The organism is Halopseudomonas salina (assembly GCF_008641105.1).
Window position 1 is genome coordinate 1 of record NZ_VTTI01000010.1, and the last position, 23,289, is coordinate 23,289.

Here is a 23,289-nt window from a genome sequence, read left to right on the forward strand (position 1 = left end):
CGAGTAATACGGCCAACATAGGTGTTACCTATGTGGCCGGTTTGTGGTGTTACCTATGTGACCGGCTCAACAACCTTCCCGGCCACAACCAACTGCGCCAATTCTTGCGCACTTTGCCAGCTCTATCCCGCACCTCCAACCAACGTCTGGCGAAACCTCCAACCGCTGCCCGTTTTGCCGACCACCTCACGTTTTTCATTTTCTCGATCTGCAATAATGCTGCCGCTCCACAGCCCAAGCACAAGGAACAATGGATGTTCGCCCCTGCCAACATGGCCGCTTTTACGCTGGAAATCTCAGGCATCGCCCACGACTTCAAAGTGCTGTCATTCACCGGCACCGAAGCCATCAGCCAGCCCTACCGCTTCCAGCTGGAACTGGTTAGCGAACGCCCTGATCTGAATATTGAAGCACTGCTGCAGCAGCCGGTTTTCTTCAGATTCGCCGGCGAGGGTAAAGGCATCCATGGCCTGATCCACCGCGTTGCCCAGGGCGACGCCGGCAAGCGCCTGACCCGTTACCACATCGACCTGGTGCCACATTTGTATTACCTCGGCCACCGTACCAACCAGCGCATCTTTCAGCATCTCACCGTGCCGCAGATCATCGCCCGGGTATTGAACGACCATGGCATCCAGGCAGATACATTCCGCTTCCAGCTCAACAGCGAATACCCCCAGCGGGTCTACTGCACCCAATACGACGAAACCGATCTGCATTTCATCCAGCGTCTGTGTGAAGAAGAAGGCATCCATTACCACTTTGAACACAGCACCGATAACCACCTGTTGGTGTTCGGTGATGATCAGACCGGCTTTCCCAAGCTGGATCGCCCCACCGCTTACATACAAGACAGTGGCCTTGTTGCCGACGAGCCGGTGATCAAACGCTTCGCCATGCGCTTCGAAACCCGCCCCACCAGAGTGACCCGCCGCGATTACGACTTTGAAAAGCCTCACCTGGTGATGGAAGCCGCACACAAAGCACAGCAGCCAGCCGAAAGCGAACAGCCACCCACCCCCCTGCCCGACCTGGAAGACTACGACTACCCCGGCCGCTTTACCGAACGCGCCCGCGGCAAACAGCTAGCCAAACGCAGCCTGGAACGCCACCGCAGCGACTACCGCCTCGCCGAGGGCAAAAGCGATGTCCCCACATTGGTCACCGGCCATTTCCTGACCCTGTCAGAGCATCCACGCACCGAATGGAACGACCTGTGGCTAGTCCTCAGCATTCGGCACGAGGGCAAGCAGCCCCAGGTACTGGAAGAGTCCGTCACCAGTGATACCAAGGAGTCAGACGGTTTTACTCAGGGCTACCGCAACCAATTCACCGCTGCCCCTTGGGATATTCATTACCGCCCGCAACTCGACCACCCCAAACCCAAAGTGCTCGGCACCCAGACCGCCGTGGTTACCGGCCCAGTAGGCGAAGAGATCCACTGCGACAGGTACGGTCGCATCAAGGTGCAATTCCACTGGGATCGCGAAGGCCAGGGCGACGAGCGCACGAGCTGCTGGCTTAGAGTTTCGTCCAGCTGGGCAGGCAATCAATACGGCGGCATCGCCATCCCGAGAGTAGGGATGGAAGTACTGATCACCTTCCTCGAAGGCGACCCGGACCAGCCACTGGTCACCGGCTGCCTCTACCACAAGACCCACCCAGTCCCGTATGAACTACCCGCCAACAAAACCCGCAGCGTGTTCAAGACCCTCAGTTCCCCGGGTGGTGGCGGCTACAACGAGCTGCGAATCGAAGACAGGAAAGATCAGGAGCAGATCTACATCCACGCCCAGCGCGACTGGGATGAAAACATTGAGAACGACAAGAAGATCCGCGTCGGCAACGAACGCCACGATCGTGTGGAGGCCAACAGCTACACCGAGTTCATGGCCGAAGAGCACCACACCACCCACAGCGATCGCAAAACCGAGATCAAGGCCAACGATCATCTGACAGTCGGCACCAGCCAACACATCAAGCTCGGCACCGGCCAGTTCATCCAGGCAGGTAACGAAATTCACTATTACGCCGGCGACAAGGTTGTGATTGATGCGGGTATGGAACTCACCGCCAAAGGTGGCGGCTCGTTTCTGAAGCTTGATCCCAGTGGGGTGACGCTGATCGGGCCGGCGGTCAAGATTAATGCGGGGGGAAGTGCCGGGCGGGGATCGGGCGTAAGCATTCAACTACCTACTATACCTGGCGCTGCCGATCGGGCTGTCGCAGGGCAATTGACGCTGAATGCACAGCCAAATGATCTGTCCCGGCTCAAGTCAGCGGCCAGAGATAACCTGCTCCTCTCCAGCCAGTGTCACCGCCAACCGGATGGCCACTGCCCATTGGAGGCTTGTCCATGTCTGAGCGCATGAATGTACGGCAGGCATCAGCTCCTGATTATTCCGACGATTGCTACCTGTTGCTGGATGGTTTGAACATGGACGTACCATTCACCGCATATACCCATGATGACCACCCCACAATCGTACCGCTGTTTCGCGGCACCAGACATGCCAAGGTCATTGAAGCCAGTCCCTGGCTGGTCAAGCCCAGTGCGGGAGGGCAATTGCTGGCCAAGCCTGAAACCTGGCAAGACTATGGTCTAGTGCTGCGCTCGGCAGCCGGCAAGGACACCATTGCCGATCATCTGCGTAGCCTGATCAGCGTACTGCTACCTTCCCGGCAACTGGCCTATTGCCGTTTCTACGCCCCTACCTGGGCCGACAGACTGTTCAGCACCATGCGTCCTGAAGAATTCGAGTCATGGTCTGGCCCCATATCTCAATGGCTTCTTCACGATGGCAGCGCGTGGAAAGCATACGTCAGTACGGCCAACGGCAAGCCTCGGGGTCTCAACGAGGAGGGTTGGTACCTACTTCGCGAGGAACAACTTTCTCAATGGCAAACCGATGAACATGAACGATTTATCGACAAGGCCACGCATCACCTGGGCTGCAATCAGGGTCATGCGGGTTACTTGAACCAACGCGAGCACATCGCCGCCCTGATCAAAAAAGCCCATGACTATGGCTTCAGGCTTGAGCATCAGACGCTCCATTACCTCGAGTTGGCCTGGCGCTTTCCCCAGGAGCTAAGCAGTCCCTATTGGGCTGAGTACCTCGGCGATCAAACCCATACGGCCGATCAGCGCCTGGCATTCTCCGAACAACAGCTCTTTGGTCTGAACAAGGACGTCTAGCCATGGAATATATCGTCAAATCCGGGGACAACCTCAGTCTGATCGCGCGGGCCAACGGCACCACTATCGCCACACTGATGCGCTTGAACCCCGAGATAGAAGATGCCAACAGTATCTATCCGCAACAGCGCCTCCGACTGCCTGACACAGACGACGCCCGGCAAACCCGTGAGGTTGGGCAGATCACCGATTGCAGTGAGTGCGCAGACGACTATGTGGACCTGCTGCACCAGGCAGATGAAGCCGTTTTCATCCCCTTGACCGCAGAGCACCAACGGGAAATTCAGCAAGAGGAGGCCGTTCTGGAGCAGCTTATCCAGCAGTTTCACTCTGAAATGGAAGGCACTGAGGAAAGCATCGCCGGTTTCAAGGACAGCTTTATCGAGCGCCTCCAGCAAGAGCGGGTAATCGACAGCGCCAAGCCAACCGAGCCCATGCAGCTCACCGAAATAAGGCGACTGATGGGCAATCGGCACTATGCCTATGTACGGAAGGATTCAGGTTGGCGGCGCCACCGCAGCTACAGCATCGAGTCTCAGGACAGAGCGAGCACCAAAGGCTGGTATGACCCTGCCAGCGGAAGAGTAGACGGTCAGAAGCTGATCGACTCAATAGCCAAGGATATGCGCAGCCCTACGCTAAAAGCCAAGCTGACCCTTCACAGTAGTTTTACCGACTGGTGTCTGCTCGAATGGCAAAGTGATCCAACGCGCTGGACACCTGTCGACGGCATGCCGCCCATCGTCATCGGCACCCAAGCACAGGCCATGCGCTATGCCATGGGCGCCAGCCTGAACGCCGGCTTCGACGCAAAGAAGATGAATGCCCACGTCGCAGCCAAGGCCAGCGTCAGCGCCAACCTCATAGAAGCGAAAGCTCATGCTGAAAGCTCCTGGCCAGCCGAGGAGGACAGTGAGTGGATAATTCGCTATAGAGATGAATTCAACAGTTTGCAGGAAGCATCATTGGGTAAGTTTCGCGCTCTGATCAAGGCCGAACTAACCGGCTTTGCCGGCGCCAGCGCCCTGCTTAGCGCCAACGTGCATGTCGACATGAAAAATGGCCTCCCGCAGTTGCGCGGCACCGGGGGCTCAAGCAGCAGCCAAAGCAACGACGGTCCTGCATCCGCAGAAGCCAGCGCCTTCGCCGGCGTCCGCGCCGACGGCAAGCTGGAAGGCAGCGTGGAATGGCAGGACACGCTTGCTGAGCCAGCCGCATGGACAGCTTTGTGCACCCTCGGAGTGGGAGCTGGCGCTGCTCTTGGCCTGGGTGGTGAAGCCAAGTTGAAACTCAAGTGGAGCGCCCGGACGCACAAATTCTACTTTAACGTGCAGGCCGGTCTGGTAGCAGGCGCTGGCGCCTCTGGAGAATTAGGTGCCGAAGTAGATGCGGGTACATTCCTGGCTATGGTCAAGTGCGTCTACAACAGCCTACTCACCGTGGATTTTCATAAGGTTGAGGATATTGATTCTGATGCGTTTGGTCAGTTGATCAACTTTGCTTTTCTTGGAATCCTTGCTGGCGCAACTCATGCTGCCGTAACGGTGCGCTTGGGTACAAGAATTGCCGAACGAATCGGCGACGATATCAATAGAATCAGATCTGATCACAGAAGCGCCCTTGAAAGAGAACAGTTGGCCATAACAACGGCCAACAACGTCATTTCCGACCTCGCCAGGGGGGGTGAAAGCTGGGTCAGGTACGCACCTCCTGAAGTAAAGGGTCGTCTTCTGGACATTTTCTGTTTCGACTACGGCCCGAGCTTTTGGGACACTTATACGATGGGTTATAACCGCCGTGAAAGAGCCGTTTTATCTCTCCTTGAAGTTAGCCAGAGCTGGCGTGACTACGAGGAAACCGTCACCCGCATCAATCCGGCAGGCACAAAGGGCAGCTTCGCCCACAACCGCACTCGCTTACGCAATCTAATGCGCCTGTTTCCCAGCCTGCAGATAGACCGTATCGAGAGCGAACTACGGGGAAAGCGGGCGGTCCCCAACCAACCAGTGCAACTAGCCAAACATGTCCAACTGACGGGAACCTACTATGCGTAACCTATCTCTCGTAACGATATTGATTAGCTGCAGCACACTTCTCAATGGTTGTCAGAACAGTCAGCCTCCTAACGCAACTTATGATCTGCCTAAGCTCGTCACCCTGCTAACCGAAAGAACCCGAGACAACCTGGCCTTCATCGAAGGCGGCACTTTTATCATGGGCGACTTCGGCGCCGTCGGAGAAGATGGCGTATGGCGACCCTATTTCCCGCCAACAATTGAAGAAGACCAGCCTCATAAAGTAACTCTGTCCAGCTATTCATTGAGTAAATACAAGACCACATGGCATGATTTTGATACCTATCTGCTAGCGAATGACCTGCCATTGATCGAGCGGGGCCTGTCCAAGACGTGGGAAAGAAATCCTTTTGAGCAAGATCCGGCTAGCCGCCTATTTGTCGAAAAGCCTGCTCGAGTCACTTGGCAGGACGCCAAGAACTATTGTCAGTGGCTAGGCAGCCTGACCGACCTGCCACTGGATTTACCCACCTCGGCCCAATGGGAGTTTGTTGGACGCAACCGAGGCAGTAAGAATTGGATCTACTCTACCCATGACGGACAACCACTAAGCGCTCATCCCGAGCTATCCGAGCGAGTCCACGACACCGGAGAGTACGTCCCAGTGGGAAGCCGGTTGCCCCCCAATCCGTTAGGCATTTACGATATGGCCGACAACGGTATGGAATGGGTCAACGACTGGTTCTCGGAAACATGGTATCGGGAAAATCCGGAGATAACTGATCCAAAAGGGCCCGACGAGGGCGCCGAAAGGATTGTCCGTAACATGGATTTCAGCTTTTCACGTATTGGCATGCCAGAGTCGCTCCCCAGTGCACTCAATGAAGAATGGGACAGCATTTCGGAGTACACCTTCCGCTGCGCCCTTCAGAGCCCCATCCCTCTCACTGACAGCGATCAATAGGCAATCTAGTTTTTATCAAAAGCGAATTACCGTTACCCAGGAGTATGAACAAGTGAAATCATGGATGAACCATATCTTCGCACTCGCATTGTCGCCCATGAGCTTTTCTCTCGCAGAGCTCTACTGGCAGTGTGACCTTCCCTGAAGCGGGTACAAAGCTGAGGGCTGCCTTTCTGGGCGCGATTCTTGCGCTGCTCATTGCCGTGTCGTGGTTAATACTTGCCGGCTTTTCGTGGAGCTCTTAGCCCAGATCACTTGGGCTTGGCTCGTCCTTACCCACGCACGCAGGATCCCGGGCAACGACCAAATACGCTCTGACTGATACCCAGGGATCGATGACTCTGCCCCCCATTGATCTCCATTGATTCGAAATCTGGCCCAACCAACACCATTAACGCATATCAAAAAACTCCCGGTGCATGCGCCTGGCCGGTACGCCCCATTTGCGAAACTGACCGAACACCGCACTGGCGAACTTCACCGGGCCGCAGAACCACAGGCTGGCCTGCTGCCAATCGGGCACAGCATCACGGATATCCTGCGCTGTCAGCCTGCCCTCTGCTTTGCTACGCCGAATGATCAGATTGACACCTGCAGCCTCGGCATCGGCGCGCAGCTTATCGAGCGCCTCTTCGTTGACATCCTCTGTGGTATGGAACAGGTATACGGTGCGGTGATCCGGATGCCTGGCCAGGTAATTCATGCGGGCAATAAAGGGAGTAATACCAATCCCGCCGCCCACCCATATCTGGGTAAGGCTGTCATCTTCAAAGTTGAAAGCACCATAAGGTCCTTCCACCGTTACCGGCATACCCTGGCACACCTTCGCGCTGGCCAGCCGGGTGTGATCACCCAGCTCCTTCACAACAAACTTCAGGAAACGGGTCTGCGGATCCCAGTCTGAGGCAATGGTATAGGGGTGCGGACCGTCCCGGGGGTCGGAAGTAACAAAGGCAAACTGACCCGGCTGGTGACCCTGCCAGCCATCCTCCACCCTGACCAGGCATTCGAACACCCGCAGACCGGGATAATGGTGCACCGAGACCACTTCGCCCGACACCTGTCGCGCCCTCGACGGCCAGCCTAACAGCAGCAACACTGCCGCTACGCTACCCGCCACCACAACAAGGAACGTCAGCCATCCGATAGGGTCGGCCCAATAATCGAAATTCATCAGAATAAAGCTATGCCAGGCCAGAGGCAGGAACGCCACCGCCAGCAGCTTGTGGGTCTTGCGAAACAGGTGGTACGGAAAAGCCTTTACCAGAGCCAGCACAATCAATAGCGCGACAATATAGAACGCCCACTCCCCCAAGGTTTCTGCCAGCCCGCGCTGGCTGCGTAACCAGGTTTCGATGCCGGCGAGCTCTTGTCCGGCGCCTCTGCGGGCCGGCTTTTCCAGCCAGCCCCAGCCCACCATCCACTTGCTACCCTGCGCCCACCACCAGTGCAAAGTAGCCAATACCAGGGCGCCAATGCCCAGCCATTTATGCACGCGGTAAACCTTGTCAAGGCCACCGAGCCAACGTTCCAGCAATCGCAACCGTAATGCCAGCACCAGGGCCGCAGACATCATGAACACCGCCAGGATTCCGGAGTACTGCACGAATACCTTGCGAAACGGAAAGTACGCAAACGGGCTGACCCACAGGGTGTCCGACATAAACCAGATGCCCGTGACCAGTGCAATCAAACCCCAGAAAAAAACCGATATACGCGCCATGGGAAACCTTGTGAGCGACCTGTGTCCGGTAAGACGCTACTCGCACCAAACCCACTTGCGTTTGATCCTTGTCAAACAGAACCCGACTTTAAACAGAATTTACATAGCGCCCGCCAGCCGAGGTCTGTATCAACGGGGTCTAACTGATTGAACACGGTTGGGCATGGCTATCCGCCTTGCCCTGTCCCTGATCTTCAGCGCTAGACCTAACCAGCCAACCCGGACAACCGCAGCAACCACCACGCGACAATCAACAACTGCACTAGAAAACCGGCAAAACGCAACCAGACAAAAATCTGAGCCGTACTGATCAGATGCATAACCGATTGAAAAATCCGCGCAGCTAAAAGCAACAGCGCAAGGCCATCCGTTACAGCGCTATTACCTGTAGCCAACGCATAGAGTAGTACCGCAAAAAGCAACGGCAGATTCTCGACACAATTGGCATGCGCGCGAACCAGGCGACGACCAAAGCCCTCCGGCGTATTACTGCCGTCTGGAGCAAATGCGTTGACTTTCATCTTGCCCGACAACACCAAGAGCCCGCGTTGATTGACCATCACAAACAACAAAATCAGCATCCAGGCCGCAAGGCCCAGTAAAGCAACGGCAGACGGGGATAAGGAAGACGACATAGCAGATACCTCATTATTTTTATTGGGAAATCGAGGATAGAGTAATAGCTCTATTTTTCCAAGCGCAGGCCTTCAAGAGCATCCACACAGCGCTCGACCAAAAGGACCAGAAGAAACCTTGCTCCTGTTCAGCCTCTTTGCAATGATCACTTACCAGCATCATCGTCACGGTCAAGGAACCAACCCATGCCGCAGCAACAAACAGACAATGCCAGCACCATGACCTATCCCGCTAATACATCGCTCGAAACCCTTGAAAAGCGAATCAGCGAGCGGATCTGTCATGTGGGCATCTACGGCCTGGGATACGTGGGCTTGCCGTTAGCGCTGCGGTTTGCGCAAGTGGGCATCAGGGTCACCGGCTTCGACATAGACGTGCACAAAGTGGAAACCCTGAACGGCGGGCACAGCTACATCGAGCGCATAACGTCAGAACAGATTGCAACAGCCCAGGCGGCAGGGTTCATCGCTACCAACGACTTCGCTCTCACCACTGACGTTGATATTCAGATCATCTGCGTCCCAACGCCACTAGACAGTCATCACCAACCCGACCTGAGCTATGTAACGGACACGGTAGACAGCATTCTCCCCTACTTCCGTGAGGGTCAGATACTCAGTCTGGAAAGTACGACCTGGCCCGGCACCACCGAAGAATTGCTGGAACCGAGATTACGCGCCAAGGGCTTCATACCCGGAGAAAACTGTGCACTGGTGTACTCACCAGAGCGAGAAGACCCAGGCAACGCCCAATACCAGACCGCAGACATTCCTAAAGTGATAGGCGGGACCACACAGCGCTGCCTTGACCTCGGAGTATCGCTTTACAGTTTAGCGATAAAAACCATGGTGCCCGTAAGCACGCCTAAAGTCGCTGAAATGACCAAGCTCCTGGAAAACATTCACCGGGCCGTCAATATCGGCCTGGTGAATGAAATGAAGATCGTCGCCGACAAAATGGGCATCAATATCCACGAAGTCATCAAGGCAGCCGCCACCAAACCTTTTGGTTTCGTTCCCTACACTCCGGGTCCCGGCCTTGGCGGCCACTGCATACCCATAGATCCCTTCTACCTGACATGGAAAGCCAAGGAATACGGGATCAATACGCGTTTCATAGAGCTGGCTGGTGAGATAAATCATTACATGCCGCACTGGGTAGTACAGAAGGTAGCAGACGCGCTGAATGATCACGGCAAGCCGGTCAAGGGCAGCAGGATTCTGGTATTGGGCTTGGCCTACAAGAAGAATATTGATGACACAAGAGAGTCACCCGCGGTGGAAATCATGGCGCTGTTGCAGGATAAGGGGGCGCTAGTGGAGTATTCGGATCCGCATGTGCCTATTTTTCCGCAGAAGCGGGATTATAGTTTTGACCTGAAATCGGTCGACCTAACACCCGCTGCGATAGCTGCCTATGATTGCCTCGTACTGGCCACCGACCATGACGCATTCAACTACGGTAATCTAACAATCTTTCCCAAGCTATTAATCGATACGCGAGGGCGCCTTCCAATTCATCCACAAATTGTTTCCGCATAACATAAGGCGTACGAGCATTGAAAACGCAGTCGAATCTTGAGCCAACTCCTCAACTAAAGGTCTGTTACGCACTTGCGTACAAGGCTCCAAAATATATAAGAACATTGAGCATTATCCAGGCCTTAGAACGAGAAGAAAAAATCCACCTCACCGTCGCGACAAACTCTAGTACAAATACTTTTCGATACCTAGAAACAACTTTGAAGCTTATTATTCAAGCATTCAGAGGACGACCGGATATATATATATTAGGCTTCAGGGGGCACGAGCTCTATTGGCTATTAAAATTGATTGCAGGAAATAGGCCCATTGTTATTGACGCACTAATGTCTCCATATGCATCATTGGTAGAAGAACGTAAACTTGGAAAAGCAGGGTTAATTATTTCTAATATTATTAAAATAGTGGAATCAACGATTTTAAAGAGCGCAGACCTAATAATCACTGACACTGACTCACATTCAAAATATTACTCAGAAACCTTTTCTATCAGCGAAAAAAAAATAGTGACAGTACCTGTGGGCGCCATAGAAATAGACCACCTAACCCGGACACCGGTAGAATCATCTTTAACCATACTATTTTATGGATCTTTTTTACCCCTCCACGGCGTTAGCACTATCGTTGACGCTATCGCTTTTATCCCCGACATTCCGTTACATTTCATCTTCATTGGTGGTAAGTTGGAGTATGAGAAGACACTAAAAAAAGCTTTTGCAAAAAGAACGCCAACGTTGAGCTACAAATATATAGAAAGCGTTCCTTTCGACCAACTGATTGATTTCTATATACCCATGGCAGACGTCTGTTTGGGCGGGCCTTTCGGTGGCACCAAGCAAGCGCATCGCGTTATTACCGGAAAAACATCACAATGCCTAGCCCTTGCCCGAACAACCATTATTGGAGAAACAAACGAGGTAAAGAATTTCAAGCATAAAGAAAATTGTTTGATAACCAAACAAAACGACCCCAAATCACTAGCGGAGAATATCACCTGGTGTTGGGACAACAGGGACCGTTTAGAGAAAATTGGAATCGAAGGCAGAAAAATGTATTTCACTCATTTATCTATCGATGTGATTCGAGCCAAGTTAACAACAGCATTATTCAATATGAATTTTTAAACATTTTTTTTAGCGAGAAAGATAAAACCGTCGCCAAAGTCGCGAACCATTGGGGCCCTCTGTATATTTTTAAAAAACCAAAGCAACAAGAAAACTATGCTTTTATTAAAGAATCGCAGTCCACTTCGAGATATACCGCTTTGAGCGGTGGCTGCATCTCTACTTAGAACAGCGGCTTTCTTATAATACAGCTCTCGCAAACAGTAAAGGGCATTAGTTACAGGAAATCCGTATATATCAATAGTAATAACTGAGAAACCTGCCACCTCCAACTTTTCTTTCAACTCAGAGCGCTCATATCTGCGAACATGACCTGCCCAAACATCGACCGCTTGCCATTTATTCATGTAAGCCGGTACCGAGCCAATAAACAACCCACCAGCAGTCATATAGCTGTGTATATTACTCAAAAAATTCTGGTCATCTTCAATATGCTCCAAGACTTCAAAAGCCATAATCAGGTCGAACTCCTTCCCTACAGAGTCAAAACTATCGACTATCTTTACATTATTAGCTTCATTAAACCGTTGAACCAAAAGATCCCTAGCATCTATAGATGACTCGACCAGCACTACCGATTCACAAGCAACAAAACTGTTAAACCAAGCAGCAACATCACCAAGCCCCGGACCTATTTCTGCGACCCTAATCGCTCTTTTGTAAGACAAAACGTACCGACGGAGCAGGCGATCAATTTCAAAGAAACGCATAATAAAACGGGGAGCAGGTGCGCTGATAAATTTTTTCATTTTTTACCATAGCGAAATGTTGTTAATACCACGCATGTGACGCCAAACATTACATCAATGACACAGCAAATCAGCCGATGCATAAGCACCCATGACAATGCATGCTCCCAAGGAACAATTGAACCTGCCAAACTTGTAAATATGGCTTCTCGCACGCCGATACCTGCTGGTGCAAGAAAAGCAAGCCAGCCAGCTATCACTGAAATTAAAAAAGCGGCAAGCAGAAGGCCAGTACTACCAGCCAACCAACCCTCTCCAAACAGAGGTATTATTGAGATTCCGGTAAAGAGCCATGTTGAAGCATATCCTATACCAAGCGTGAAGGAACTATAGATCGATACTGTTGTTACCGACAAACCTTTTCCTAGAACCATTGACGTAACAGAAGTCGAAAATCGGATGGATATACATAACAGAAAAAAGTAACATACAGTTACGACTGAGAGAGACACCAGGCCCGAAATATAAACTAGCGCAATCACCCAGCCAGCCGTTAGGACTCCAATACACAAGGAGGAAATTTGCTCCCCAACTGAAACGATGGAATTTATACGACTGAGCTTGACCCCTTGTTTTGATACAATACCTCTTCCCAGAATCCCAACTATTTTTCCTGGGAAATATTTACCTATTACCAAAAAACCGGTATCAATTAGTATGTCTTGAAAGCTTCTAAATATATTGTAAATTCGAAGATATCGCTGCCAAAGAAACGCTGACAGGAAATATACTGACAACATCAAAGCCATTACCAACATGGTCGCTACAGGTGAAAAGTTTAAATCTAAAGGAAGTTTTGATTTTGTTTTTAGGAGATAAATAGCTGCCAGCACGAGAGCAATAATAGCCGCCAAGAAAAAACTACTCCACACAAGCTTTATCCGGGCGCTCTCTCCAAGCCCGACCAACCAAGCACTACCTTCTATATTTCTCATTCACTTCTCTTATACATGAGCATTGTTATCTGTTCGGATATTAGCCCCATCAAGAAAATCATTGCGCTAGAGGTAAACAATAAAGCACTCATATTAGTAAACTTATCAAATGCAGAAAGGGTATAACCGTACCATCCCATACCTAACATGAAAATAAGAAGTGAAATTGGGGCGAATATTTTCAAGGGAGAATAAAGCGTTCCAATTTTGAATATAATTAAAACAAATCTAGTGCCATCCTTTAAAGGCCTGATGTGGCTAGTACCAACCCGTTTTGCGACATGGATAGGCTCATATGCTACCGAATAACCAGCCCTAAAAAATGCCATAGTGCTGGTGGTTGGATAAGAAAATCCGTTGGGCAATAAATAAATAAACTCCCGAAATTTTTCTGCACGTACCGCTCTAAACCCTGAAGTTAAATCACTCACTTTATGCCCGGACATGTATGTTGCAAGCCAGTTATAAAATCGGTTAGCAGTCCCACGCCACACATTGGCCTGAGATCCTCGTTGGCGCGACCCTACGACAAGATCGTGCCCCGAAAGCAGGCGATCAACAAGCTTCACAATAGAATCAGCATCGTGCTGGCCATCCCCATCCATAAATACCAGAACATCACCTTTAGCATGTCGCGCACCGGTCTTGATCGCCGCCCCATTCCCTTTAGAATAGGGGTGCTTAATAACTATTGCCCCAGCAACAGAGCTGATTATTCCTGTATCGTCGTCTGACCCATCATCAACCACGATAACTTCCAAATCAAGCGCAAGTGCCCTTACAGTTTCCACTACAGTGCCTATGGTTGCGGCCTCATTCTTGGCCGGTATTACCACCGATATTTTCAATTTTACTACTTCTTCTGAGAGTTTCATCATTGCTTTCAATCTCTGACTTAAGTTCTTGAATCATCGACGCTAGTTTACTATTCGTATCTGGTTTAGCTAATAACTTTTCTCTGCGTCTAACTGCATCGTAAGCAGATTTCTTGTCTCCGTCTTTAAGGTGCAGGTAAACCTGATATTGCAAAACTGGAGCAACCTGAGGCCCGGCCTGCTCAGCGATATCAAGCTTGGTAAGAGCATTTGATATATCACCCCTACCTTCCTCAGTCATTGCATACAAGAAAAATAGCTTTGTATTGTATTCAGGTACCTGAGCTGCCTTATTCTCAATCATAGCATCCAGCAGTCCTGAAAGGTGGCCGTAGTCCAAATCACCGCATGATTGAGAGGCGATAAATTCATGCAGATCAAATAACAAATTTATTACACTTTGATCTAAATTTCCTGAGGGTACAAGTTCTAGAAGTGATTTGAACCGTTCAAGGATTTGATCTGACGTTTCAACCACACAGGCAAATAACAATGCTTGTATTCTAATATTTATGCAGTCTGGACATGCCTTGAAAGTCTTATCCATTATTCTTAATGAGATTGCATGCTTCTCTTTAACAATAAAGTCTTGGTTAGCATCATACAAATTTTTGGCTTGGCCGTTGGGTAGGCCTTCCATTTCAATAAATACAGAATGCAAAGCGGCTCTAACTGAACCGGGATGCTTTTGATTCCAAACATCAGCAGCCTTTGCGGGCTGCCCCCATAAATTTGTAAGACCATATAATATTACAAGTAACAAGCAGCAGTAAATAGCATAAGAATATCTAACAATTCTACCGACTCGGCCACGGACCATGAAAACTGTTACAGTCAGGGACAATACAGCACCATATAGAGCAGTATAATTTCGATGCTCATAATATAGCTCCAGCAGCACGGTGGTGGACTCAATCAGGTGCCCTGTCAAGTACCACGCCAAAGCAAACAAAAGCCAAACACTTCGCTTTCTCATTTTAAAAGCTAAAATCGAAATAACTGCCCAACCACACATTGCGAGTATAGTTTTCAGTTCAAAACCAAGAACCCCAAAATAATCGTGAAACGGCCCATATGACGTTGGGGATTGAGGGAAAAAAGCTGAAAAAAGATATTGCCAAAGGATATAAGTTTCGGTCAGCAGTCTGTCCCAGGGTGTGTACCCTCGGTGTTCGCTATATTCAAACCAATTAATACTCAATGGCGAAATCTGATATAAAATCACTAATAATGGGAGGAGTAATGTCAAACGCCTAATATTTTGAAAAGCTTGAGCTTCTGGCACCTTGCGAGCGAATAATAACTCGATTACTAGCGCATAAACGGGGAATATTAGACCAATTTCTTTGCTGAACACCGAGAGAACACTAAATGCCCCTACGCCTCCAACCTGTATTAACATCGCTTTATTTGGGCTATTTTGGTAAAACTTATATCCGTGCAAAAACAAACTCACGCCAAAAAGACCAAACAAGGTCGCTAAACCAGTCATACGTTGAATCGCAATTAAACTCGTAGACGCTAATATTGGCAATATGGCCCACATAAAAGCAGCTGCGACAGATACCCTAAAAGAACTCCCTACAACTTTAGCTTCCGACAACTTTACTAGCCGATGACCTATGTAAACCAGCAATAGAAAATTCAACAGATGTATGAGTACGTTGAACAACAAAACTGCTTGTGTGTTTCTGGGCCAACCATCAGCGAACGGCACAAAACTTAGAAGCGCCAATGGCCTTCCTAAAGGCCCTGAATGTCCACCAAACACGAATGACTGAATGTCTCCGGAAGAGGCGAGGGTGGTTAATCCACTGAGATTCGAATAGTCATCATAATATAAGGCGCCGGTTGTACCTGGATAATATGCAAGACCAAGCAGCATAAGTGCCGCAAGTAAAATTAAAGATCGAGAAATTATTAATTTTTTCATATTCACCATAAAAAAACCCCGGCATGAAGGCCGGGGTTTTTAGTCTACTAAATCAACCGCGGCAAGAGCCCGGCATCCACTTAAGAGGCAGACCAGAACATACCCACTCGCCTATACGGTTTGTGGAAGTATCCGACGGAGTTAGGGTAACAGTCACTGTCTCGCCGAAGTTCTTACCTGTTGCTGTAACTTCGCCTGAACTTGCGTCTACGAGAAGAGTAGAAACATACTGGGTCGAGCTAAAACCTGTGGAACAAGTATCAAGGTTTGAAAAACCTTCAGACTGAACTATCTCAGTCACACATGTCCGCGCCGAGCTAGCAGCCAGAACAATCTCAGAGGCCTTAGCGCGGTTAGTGTAATCCTGGTATGCCGGCAGCGCGATGGCAGCCAGAATACCGATGATCGCTACAACGATCATCAGTTCGATCAATGTAAAACCTTTTTGAGCTTTCATAGTCAACTCCATTTATGTGATTTAGCCTAGAGGCTGCTTTTCTAAATGCATAATCCGTGCCAGATCCATGATAGCCCGGCTACGCTGCCCTGCGTTTCAGATGCTACCACTTGTTACCGGAAATTCATCACCTAGCTCGTCACTGTGTGACGTAATTTGTCACATCGGTGATCTTTGCGCAGAGACTATGTCTCCTGTCAGGCACTGCTGTACTATAGTCCCAAATGAAATGCTACTAATAACGGATCGAGACAGCCTTAGCCTATGGATACTCCCGCTCTCTCCGGCCTGGCCCGGCGCATTGTTCAGGATCAACTCCTGGACGCACAGGCTGCCAGCAAGGCCAGCAAGCAGGCAACGCAGGACAAGATCCCCTTCATTACCTATCTGGTTCAGCACAAGCTGGCTAACGCCAAAGACCTCGCCATGCTATGCGCTGAAGAATTCGGTTATCCCTATTGCGATCTCACTGCAATTGACGGCGAATCACAGCCGCGAGACCTGGTGAGTGAAAAGCTGATTCGCCAGCACAGCGTCATCCCACTATTTAAGCGAGGGTCGCGTCTTTTCCTTGGACTGTCAGACCCGACCAATCAGCAGGCCCTGAGCGATATTCAGTTCAATACCGGCTTGATGACTGACGCGGTCATTGTCGAAGACGATAAATTGCAAGCGGCAATTGAGAAATTTCTCGACAGCCCCACTGGCGGTCTTGGCGATATGGCTGACGAGGACCTGGACGCACTCGATGTACAGAGCGTCAAGGACGATGACAAAAACGAGGGAGTCGGCGGCGATGCAGATGACGCCCCTATTGTTCGCTTCGTCAACAAGATGCTTCTTGATGCAGTGCGGATGGGTTCTTCAGACTTGCATTTCGAGCCCTACGAGAAGATCTACCGCGTACGTTTTCGTACAGATGGTATTTTGCACGAAGTAGCCAAACCTCCTGTGCAGCTGGGCGTTCGTATCGCTGCACGCCTTAAAGTGATGTCCGCAATGGACATGGCTGAGAGACGCAAACCGCAGGATGGTCGGATCAAGATGAAGATATCCAAAAACAAGGCTATCGATTTTCGAGTGAACACCCTGCCCACCCTCTGGGGCGAAAAAGTCGTATTGCGTATTTTGGATGCTGAGAGCGCTAAAATGGGTATTGATGCGCTGGGTTATGAGGACGATCAGAAAGAGATGTACATGACCGCCCTTGCCAAACCACAGGGCATGATTCTGGTGACCGGCCCTACTGGCTCGGGCAAGACGGTGTCGCTGTACACCGGCCTTAATATTCTGAATACCGTGGAGCGAAATATTTCCACCGCGGAAGATCCGGTTGAAATCAACCTTGAGGGCGTTAATCAGGTAAACGTTAACCTGAAACAAGGGCTCGATTTCTCCAAGGCCTTGCGGGCGTTCCTTCGCCAGGATCCGGATATCATCATGGTGGGTGAGATTCGGGACCTGGAAACGGCGGAAATCGCAGTCAAAGCTGCGCAAACAGGCCACATGGTGCTCTCCACACTGCACACCAACAGTGCTGCCGAAACTCTGACCCGCTTGCGCAATATGGGCGTTCCCTCATTTAACATCGCAACATCAGTCAACCTGATCATCGCCCAGCGATTGGCCAGGCGCTTGTGCAAGCAATGCAAGCAACCGATGGAAGTACCTCGAGACGTACTCTTGGAAGAGGGTTTCAGCGCCGAAAAAATTGATGCCGGAATCACAATTTATGGCCCTGTGGGTTGCGAAAGCTGTAAAGATGGTTATAAAGGACGTGTGGGGATTTATGAGGTAGTCAAGATCACGCCGGCAATGCAGCGTATTATCATGGAAGATGGCAACTCCATCGAGATTTCAGACGTCGCCCAGAGCGAAGGGTTCCGCAACCTGCGCCAATCAGCCTTGATGAAGGTGGAGCAGGGTGTGACCAGCCTGGCGGAAGTCAACCGTGTGACCAAGGATTAAGTCATGGCGCAACAAGCAGCGATAAAAAGAAAGGCCGCTCCTGCTAAAAGGAAGGCTGCAGTAAAGGAAATACAGCCTTCCGCCTACAAATGGGAAGGTAAGGATCGTAAAGGCACCAAGGTATCCGGCGAGATGCAGAGCACCAATCCTGCTCTGGTCAAGGCCCAGCTGCGCAAGCAGGGAGTGCTGGTTACCAAGGTCAACAAGAAATCCACGTTGTTTGCCAGCCGCGGCAAGAAGATCAAGCCATTGGATGTGGCATTTTTTACCCGCCAGCTAGCGACCATGATGAAGTCGGGCGTACCTATTATTCAGGCGTTTGACATCATCGCCGAAGGTACCGCGAACCCGAATTTCCAGAAATTGATCCTTGAAATCAAGACCGATGTAGCCGCAGGTAATACGCTGGCTGACTCCCTACGCCAACACCCGAAGTATTTTGATGATTTGTTCTGCAACCTGGTCGAATCGGGTGAGCAATCGGGCCGTCTTGAATCACTGCTGGATCGTATTGCGACTTACAAGGAAAAGACCGAGGCCCTGAAGGCCAAGATCAAGAAGGCAATGACCTACCCCATCGCGGTGGTTGTAGTCGCAATTGTGGTCACGGCAATTTTGCTGCTCAAGGTGGTACCGCAGTTCAAGGAAGTTTTTGCTAATTTCGGTGCTGAACTGCCGGCATTCACTCTGATGGTTATTGGGCTTTCGGAATGGCTGCAGTCCTGGTGGTTCATCATTCTTATCGGCTTTATCATCATCGGATACGCATACACCCAGGCCCACTTGCGATCAAAGAAGTTCCGTGACGCCCAGGATCGGATTTTGTTGAAAGCGCCCATCGTTGGCGACATTATCTACAAAGCTGCGGTGGCTCGCTATGCCCGCACACTGTCCACCACCTTTGCCGCGGGTGTGCCGCTAGTTGACGCTTTGGACTCGGTGGCTGGTGCTGCGGGTAACGTGGTGTTCTACAACGCTGTTATGCAGATCAAGGAAGACGTTTCCGCAGGCTCGCAACTTAATTTCTCCATGCGGACCACAAACGTGTTTCCGTCACTGGCTATCCAGATGGCTGGCATCGGTGAAGAGTCGGGTAACCTTGACGGCATGCTCGATAAGGTAGCCGACTATTACGAGGCCGAGGTGGATAACGCCGTGGATAACCTGACGACCCTGATGGAGCCCATGATCATGGTGGTTCTGGGCATTCTGGTTGGCGGCCTGATCATCGCGATGTACCTGCCGATCTTCCAGCTGGGCGCCGTCGTCTGAACCATGACCCTTATTGATTATCTGGCCAGCCATGTGCTGGCCTTTATTTTGCTCGCCGGCCTGCTTGGTTTGATTGTGGGCAGTTTTCTGAATGTGGTGATTCATCGCCTGCCCATCATGATGGAGCGCGCCTGGCTCAGGCAAAGCAGAGAAATGCTCGAGCCGGATGTCGAATTGGCCCCGGAGCCAACATTCAATATCGTCCTTCCCCACTCCCATTGCCCCCACTGCAATACCGAGATCAAGGCTTGGCAGAATCTGCCCGTTATTAGTTATTTGCTACTCCGCGGGCGCTGCGGGCATTGTCAGAAGCACATCAGCTTGCGCTACCCTTCTGTCGAGCTACTCACCGCTGTCTTGTCCATGGTGGTTGCCTGGCAATTCGGCTTCGGCTGGCAGGCAGGTAGCATGCTGGTGCTCACCTGGGCGCTTATCTGTCTCAGCCTGATTGATGCCGATACACAGTTGCTGCCGGACGCGATAGTGCTGCCCCTGCTCTGGCTAGGACTTATAGCCAATAGCTTCGGACTTTTCACTGACCTGCACACCGCCCTCTGGGGCGCGGTAGCAGGTTATCTCAGCCTCTGGCTGGTGTTCTGGGCGTTCAAACTGATAACCGGCAAGGAGGGCATGGGCTACGGTGATTTCAAGCTTCTGGCCATGCTCGGCGCCTGGGGTGGCTGGCAGATCCTGCCCCTGACCATACTGCTGTCTTCGCTGGTGGGTGCCATTCTCGGCATCATCATTCTCAAGACCCGCGGCCAGTCGAATGCCACTCCCCTGCCCTTTGGCCCTTACCTGGCGATCGCCGGGTGGATTGCGCTGATCTGGGGTGACACAATAACCGGCAAATATCTTCAAATTGCCGGATTCTGAATAATGATCATTGGTTTAACTGGCGGCATTGGCAGTGGCAAGTCTGCCGTTTCACTGCACTTTGCAGTTAAACATGGCATTCACGTTGTGGATGCCGATATCAAGTCTCGCGTTGTGGTCGAGCCAGGCAGGCCGGCTCTTCACGCCATAGTTGATCGTTTCGGTGACGCTGTCCTGCAGACTTCCGGTGAGCTGGACCGAGCCGCACTACGCGAAAAAATCTTCAGCGATCCGCAAGAGAGAGTATGGCTCGAGGGCTTGCTGCACCCGCTGATCCGCGAAGAGATTATTACTGATCTGGCTTCTGCCACATCGCCATATGCGTTGCTGGTCTCTCCCTTGCTCGTTGAATCCGGGCAGCACAAGATGACCGATCGTGTGCTGGTGGTGGATGTATCGGAGGAAACGCAGCTCATGCGGACCGCGTTACGGGACAATGTGCCAGAGCAGCAGGTCAGATCTATCATGCAAGCCCAGGCATCCAGGGAAGAGCGTCTGAAACATGCCCACGACATAGTCAGCAATGATCAGGACCTGGCAGCGCTCCACAAGCAGGTGGATGCGCTGCACCAGCAATACCTGAAACTGGCTTCCGGAGACACCATATGACCCTGAATCTGCAATGCCCTACCTGCACCGCTCCAGTCACCTGGGATGAAGCCTTTCCCGACCGGCCTTTTTGCTCCCCTCGATGCCGCTTGATTGACTTGGGGGCCTGGGCTTCCGAAGAACACGTCGTGCCCGGCGAGGAGCTGGAACAGGATCTGTATTCCGGCGATCTGCCGCAGCAATAGCGCGATGACTCGGACCCGGATCCATGTGATGGCCGCGGTGATTCGCCGGAGCGGCCGCATTCTGATTGCTCAGCGCCCCAAAGCCGCGCATCAGGGCGGACTGTGGGAGTTTCCTGGCGGCAAGCTTGACGCGGGTGAAGACCGTTACGAGGGCCTCAAACGGGAATTGGAAGAAGAGCTGGGCATTGAGGTCACCTCTGCCCGGCCCTTGATTGATATCGACCACGATTATCCGGACAAGTCTGTGCGTCTGGATGTCTGGCTTGTAGATGATTTCAATGGCGAGGCCCATGGCGCCGAGGGTCAGCCTGTTCAATGGGTATTACCCGGCGAGCTGAGGCTGTACGACTTTCCTCAAGCCAATGTGCCTATCGTCACCGCCGCACAACTACCGGAAAGCTACCTGATTACCCCCGACTGCGAGGATAGTTCAACGCTTGTTGCCGGACTGGATGATGCCCGTAAACGGGGCCTTACCATGGTTCAGCTTAGGCAGACAGCTATGCAGCCCGCCAAATATGAGCAGCTGACGACCAGATTGATGCAGAGCTTTGGCGACGACTTTATCTGGTTGCTCAAGGCCGCGACTCCACCCGCGAGCGGCGATGGATGGCATGTGACTGCGTCGCAGCTGCGAGAGCTGCACAGAGCCGGATGGCGGAAGGGAGAACCATTCCCGGCGGGGCCGCCGGTCCCACCAAGGTCAGTGCAAGCGCCCAACCTCGGGCCTAGGTCCGCACCAGAGTGGGAGCGGCTGCCTGGCCGCGAAGGAGCTCCAGCTGGCAATAATCTGCTGGCCGCTTCCTGTCATGATGCAGAGGAATTACGAATGGCAGCAGAGATCGGCGCAGACTTCGTGACTCTCTCACCGGTGCTGCCGACGACTTCGCACCCGGAAGCCAAAGGCATGGGGTGGGAAGAAGCACGAAATCTGATTGCGCAGGTGAATATCCCGGTTTACCTGTTGGGCGGGCTGTCGACTGACAATCTGGAGCAGGCTTTTCAGGCTGGCGCCCAGGGCATCGCGGGCATATCCGGATTATGGAAGCCCAAGACTGACCTCTGATCAGTCCAGCGAAACTACCCGCAACTCCTTGGGCATGCTGAAGACGATATTCTCCTCCTGACCAGCCAACTCCTCTTCGCCAGTCGCACCCAAACCGTGGAGATGTTGGATAACCTGGCGCACCAGAACATCCGGCGCAGAGGCGCCCGCGGTGATACCGATATGCTTTACGCCATCCAGCCACGCTGACTGGATCTCTTCAGCGCCGTCGATCAGATAAGCCGGCGTACCCATACGCTCGGAAAGCTCGCGCAGCCGATTAGAATTAGAGCTGTTCGGACTACCCACCACCAATACCAGATCGCACCCCGCCGCAAGCTGCTTGACCGCATCCTGACGGTTCTGGGTGGCATAGCAGATATCATCCTTGCGTGGCCCATCAATCGCCGGAAAACGTGCTCTGAGCGCGTCTATCACCCGAGCGGTATCGTCCATGGAAAGCGTCGTCTGGGTGACGAAAGCCAATCGCTGGGGATCCTTCACTTCCAGCTTGCCGACATCATTCTCGTCTTCAACCAGATAAATGGCTCCGCCGTTGCGGGCGTCGTACTGACCCATGGTGCCTTCAACTTCAGGGTGACCCGCGTGGCCGATCAGGATGCACTCGCGCCCATCACGGCTATAGCGTGCCACTTCCATATGCACCTTGGTAACCAGCGGACAAGTAGCGTCGAAAATCTTCAGCCCGCGATCTTCAGCTTCCTTTCGTACCGCCTGGGAGACGCCGTGGGCACTGAAGATCACGATAACGTCGTCAGGGACCTGTTCTATCTCTTCCACGAAGACCGCACCGCGATTGCGCAGGTCCTCAACCACAAACTTGTTGTGCACCACTTCATGCCGCACATAGATCGGCGGCCCGAACACTTCGAGCGCACGATTGACGATCTCGATGGCGCGGTCTACGCCGGCGCAAAAGCCGCGGGGGTTGGCCAATTTGATCTGCATGGAGAGCCTCGTGGTTGGGTGCTGAATGACCGCATTATCCACGATAAGCGGGACAGAATCGATGGGGGCTGGTCTGATGGAATGGTGTATGCAACAAGGTCAGAATGGATTCCCGCGTGCGCGAGAATGACGGGTACAAGTACGAGCGCACCCTGACAGGCGGCCGTGGATTCCCGCGTGCGGGAGAGTGACGAGGTTTTGGTTTAGCGCTTGC

20 protein-coding genes are annotated in these 23,289 nt (G+C 51.9%); 12 read left to right on the forward strand and 8 right to left on the reverse strand.

Annotated features, from left to right (window positions below; all coding sequences use genetic code 11):
- The first annotated feature begins 254 nt into the window (after window positions 1–254).
- From FZF01_RS14860 to FZF01_RS14875, 4 genes are read left to right on the forward strand one after another with little or no spacing between them, the layout of a single operon-like run.
- Window positions 255–2,372: a type VI secretion system Vgr family protein gene (locus FZF01_RS14860; protein WP_150278186.1), complete on the forward strand. Its 2,118-nt coding sequence runs from the start codon at window positions 255–257 to the stop codon at window positions 2,370–2,372.
- Window positions 2,357–3,199: a DUF4123 domain-containing protein gene (locus FZF01_RS14865; RefSeq protein WP_150278185.1), complete on the forward strand. Its 843-nt coding sequence runs from the start codon at window positions 2,357–2,359 to the stop codon at window positions 3,197–3,199. The genes FZF01_RS14860 and FZF01_RS14865 overlap by 16 nt, the downstream gene beginning before the upstream one ends.
- A 2-nt stretch (window positions 3,200–3,201) precedes the next feature.
- Window positions 3,202–5,253 carry a LysM peptidoglycan-binding domain-containing protein gene (locus FZF01_RS14870; protein WP_150278184.1) on the forward strand — a complete coding sequence of 684 codons (2,052 nt, stop codon included), beginning with the start codon at window positions 3,202–3,204 and terminating at the stop codon, window positions 5,251–5,253.
- On the forward strand, window positions 5,246–6,178 hold the full coding sequence (locus FZF01_RS14875; protein WP_150278183.1) for a formylglycine-generating enzyme family protein: 933 nt from the start codon (window positions 5,246–5,248) through the stop codon (window positions 6,176–6,178). The genes FZF01_RS14870 and FZF01_RS14875 overlap by 8 nt, the downstream gene beginning before the upstream one ends.
- Window positions 6,179–6,569: 391 nt before the next feature.
- Here FZF01_RS14875 and FZF01_RS14880 read toward each other — a convergent pair whose 3' ends face one another.
- Window positions 6,570–7,901: a ferredoxin reductase family protein gene (locus tag FZF01_RS14880; RefSeq protein ID WP_150278182.1), complete on the reverse strand. Its 1,332-nt coding sequence runs from the start codon at window positions 7,899–7,901 to the stop codon at window positions 6,570–6,572.
- Between the two features lie 206 nt (window positions 7,902–8,107).
- Window positions 8,108–8,536, reverse strand: coding sequence for an MAPEG family protein (locus FZF01_RS14885; protein WP_150278181.1), 429 nt, complete (start codon window positions 8,534–8,536; stop codon window positions 8,108–8,110).
- A gap of 186 nt (window positions 8,537–8,722) precedes the next feature.
- Between FZF01_RS14885 and FZF01_RS14890 the strand changes: the two genes are divergently transcribed.
- Entirely contained in the window at window positions 8,723–10,078 is a 1,356-nt protein-coding gene (locus FZF01_RS14890) for a nucleotide sugar dehydrogenase (RefSeq protein ID WP_223825476.1), read from the forward strand.
- A 17-nt stretch (window positions 10,079–10,095) separates the two neighbouring features.
- Window positions 10,096–11,202 carry a glycosyltransferase family protein gene (locus FZF01_RS14895; protein WP_150278180.1) on the forward strand — a complete coding sequence of 369 codons (1,107 nt, stop codon included), beginning with the start codon at window positions 10,096–10,098 and terminating at the stop codon, window positions 11,200–11,202.
- On the opposite strand, the gene FZF01_RS14900 is transcribed toward FZF01_RS14895, so the two are convergent.
- From FZF01_RS14900 to FZF01_RS14920, 5 genes are read right to left on the reverse strand one after another with little or no spacing between them, the layout of a single operon-like run.
- Window positions 11,199–11,951, reverse strand: coding sequence for a class I SAM-dependent methyltransferase (locus FZF01_RS14900; protein ID WP_150278179.1), 753 nt, complete (start codon window positions 11,949–11,951; stop codon window positions 11,199–11,201). The two genes, FZF01_RS14895 and FZF01_RS14900, sit on opposite strands and share 4 nt — an antisense overlap.
- Window positions 11,948–12,886, reverse strand: a complete 939-nt coding sequence (locus tag FZF01_RS14905; protein WP_150278178.1) for a hypothetical protein — start codon at window positions 12,884–12,886, stop codon at window positions 11,948–11,950. The genes FZF01_RS14900 and FZF01_RS14905 overlap by 4 nt, the downstream gene beginning before the upstream one ends.
- Entirely contained in the window at window positions 12,883–13,764 is an 882-nt protein-coding gene (locus FZF01_RS14910) for a glycosyltransferase family 2 protein (protein WP_223825475.1), read from the reverse strand. The genes FZF01_RS14905 and FZF01_RS14910 overlap by 4 nt, the downstream gene beginning before the upstream one ends.
- Window positions 13,700–15,694: a hypothetical protein gene (locus FZF01_RS14915; protein WP_190325447.1), complete on the reverse strand. Its 1,995-nt coding sequence runs from the start codon at window positions 15,692–15,694 to the stop codon at window positions 13,700–13,702. Before FZF01_RS14915 ends, FZF01_RS14910 begins: the two co-directional genes overlap by 65 nt.
- Before the next feature lie 52 nt (window positions 15,695–15,746).
- A complete protein-coding gene (locus tag FZF01_RS14920; protein ID WP_150278176.1) occupies window positions 15,747–16,151 on the reverse strand; it encodes a pilin in 405 nt (134 codons plus the stop codon).
- Window positions 16,152–16,415: 264 nt separating this feature from the next.
- Here FZF01_RS14920 and pilB point away from each other — a divergent pair, with 264 nt between their 5' ends.
- The 6 genes from pilB to mutT are packed head-to-tail and all read left to right on the forward strand — an operon-like array spanning window position 16,416 to window position 22,127.
- A complete protein-coding gene (gene pilB, locus FZF01_RS14925) occupies window positions 16,416–18,119 on the forward strand; it encodes a type IV-A pilus assembly ATPase PilB (protein WP_150278175.1) in 1,704 nt (567 codons plus the stop codon).
- Between the two features lie 3 nt (window positions 18,120–18,122).
- On the forward strand, window positions 18,123–19,391 hold the full coding sequence (locus FZF01_RS14930; RefSeq protein ID WP_150278174.1) for a type II secretion system F family protein: 1,269 nt from the start codon (window positions 18,123–18,125) through the stop codon (window positions 19,389–19,391).
- A 3-nt stretch (window positions 19,392–19,394) separates the two neighbouring features.
- On the forward strand, window positions 19,395–20,267 hold the full coding sequence (locus tag FZF01_RS14935; protein ID WP_150278173.1) for a prepilin peptidase: 873 nt from the start codon (window positions 19,395–19,397) through the stop codon (window positions 20,265–20,267).
- Window positions 20,268–20,270: 3 nt separating this feature from the next.
- The gene (gene coaE, locus FZF01_RS14940) at window positions 20,271–20,876 is read left to right on the forward strand and encodes a dephospho-CoA kinase (protein WP_150278172.1); all 606 of its coding nucleotides are present in this window, start codon (window positions 20,271–20,273) and stop codon (window positions 20,874–20,876) included.
- Entirely contained in the window at window positions 20,873–21,061 is a 189-nt protein-coding gene (gene yacG, locus FZF01_RS14945) for a DNA gyrase inhibitor YacG (RefSeq protein ID WP_150278171.1), read from the forward strand. Before coaE ends, yacG begins: the two co-directional genes overlap by 4 nt.
- Window positions 21,062–21,065: 4 nt before the next feature.
- Window positions 21,066–22,127 (forward strand): 8-oxo-dGTP diphosphatase MutT, encoded by a 1,062-nt coding sequence (gene mutT / locus FZF01_RS14950; RefSeq protein ID WP_150278170.1) that lies wholly within the window; start codon window positions 21,066–21,068, stop codon window positions 22,125–22,127.
- On the opposite strand, the gene ispH is transcribed toward mutT, so the two are convergent.
- Window positions 22,128–23,075 (reverse strand): 4-hydroxy-3-methylbut-2-enyl diphosphate reductase, encoded by a 948-nt coding sequence (gene ispH / locus FZF01_RS14955; protein ID WP_150278169.1) that lies wholly within the window; start codon window positions 23,073–23,075, stop codon window positions 22,128–22,130.
- Between the last annotated feature and the right edge of the window lie 214 nt (window positions 23,076–23,289).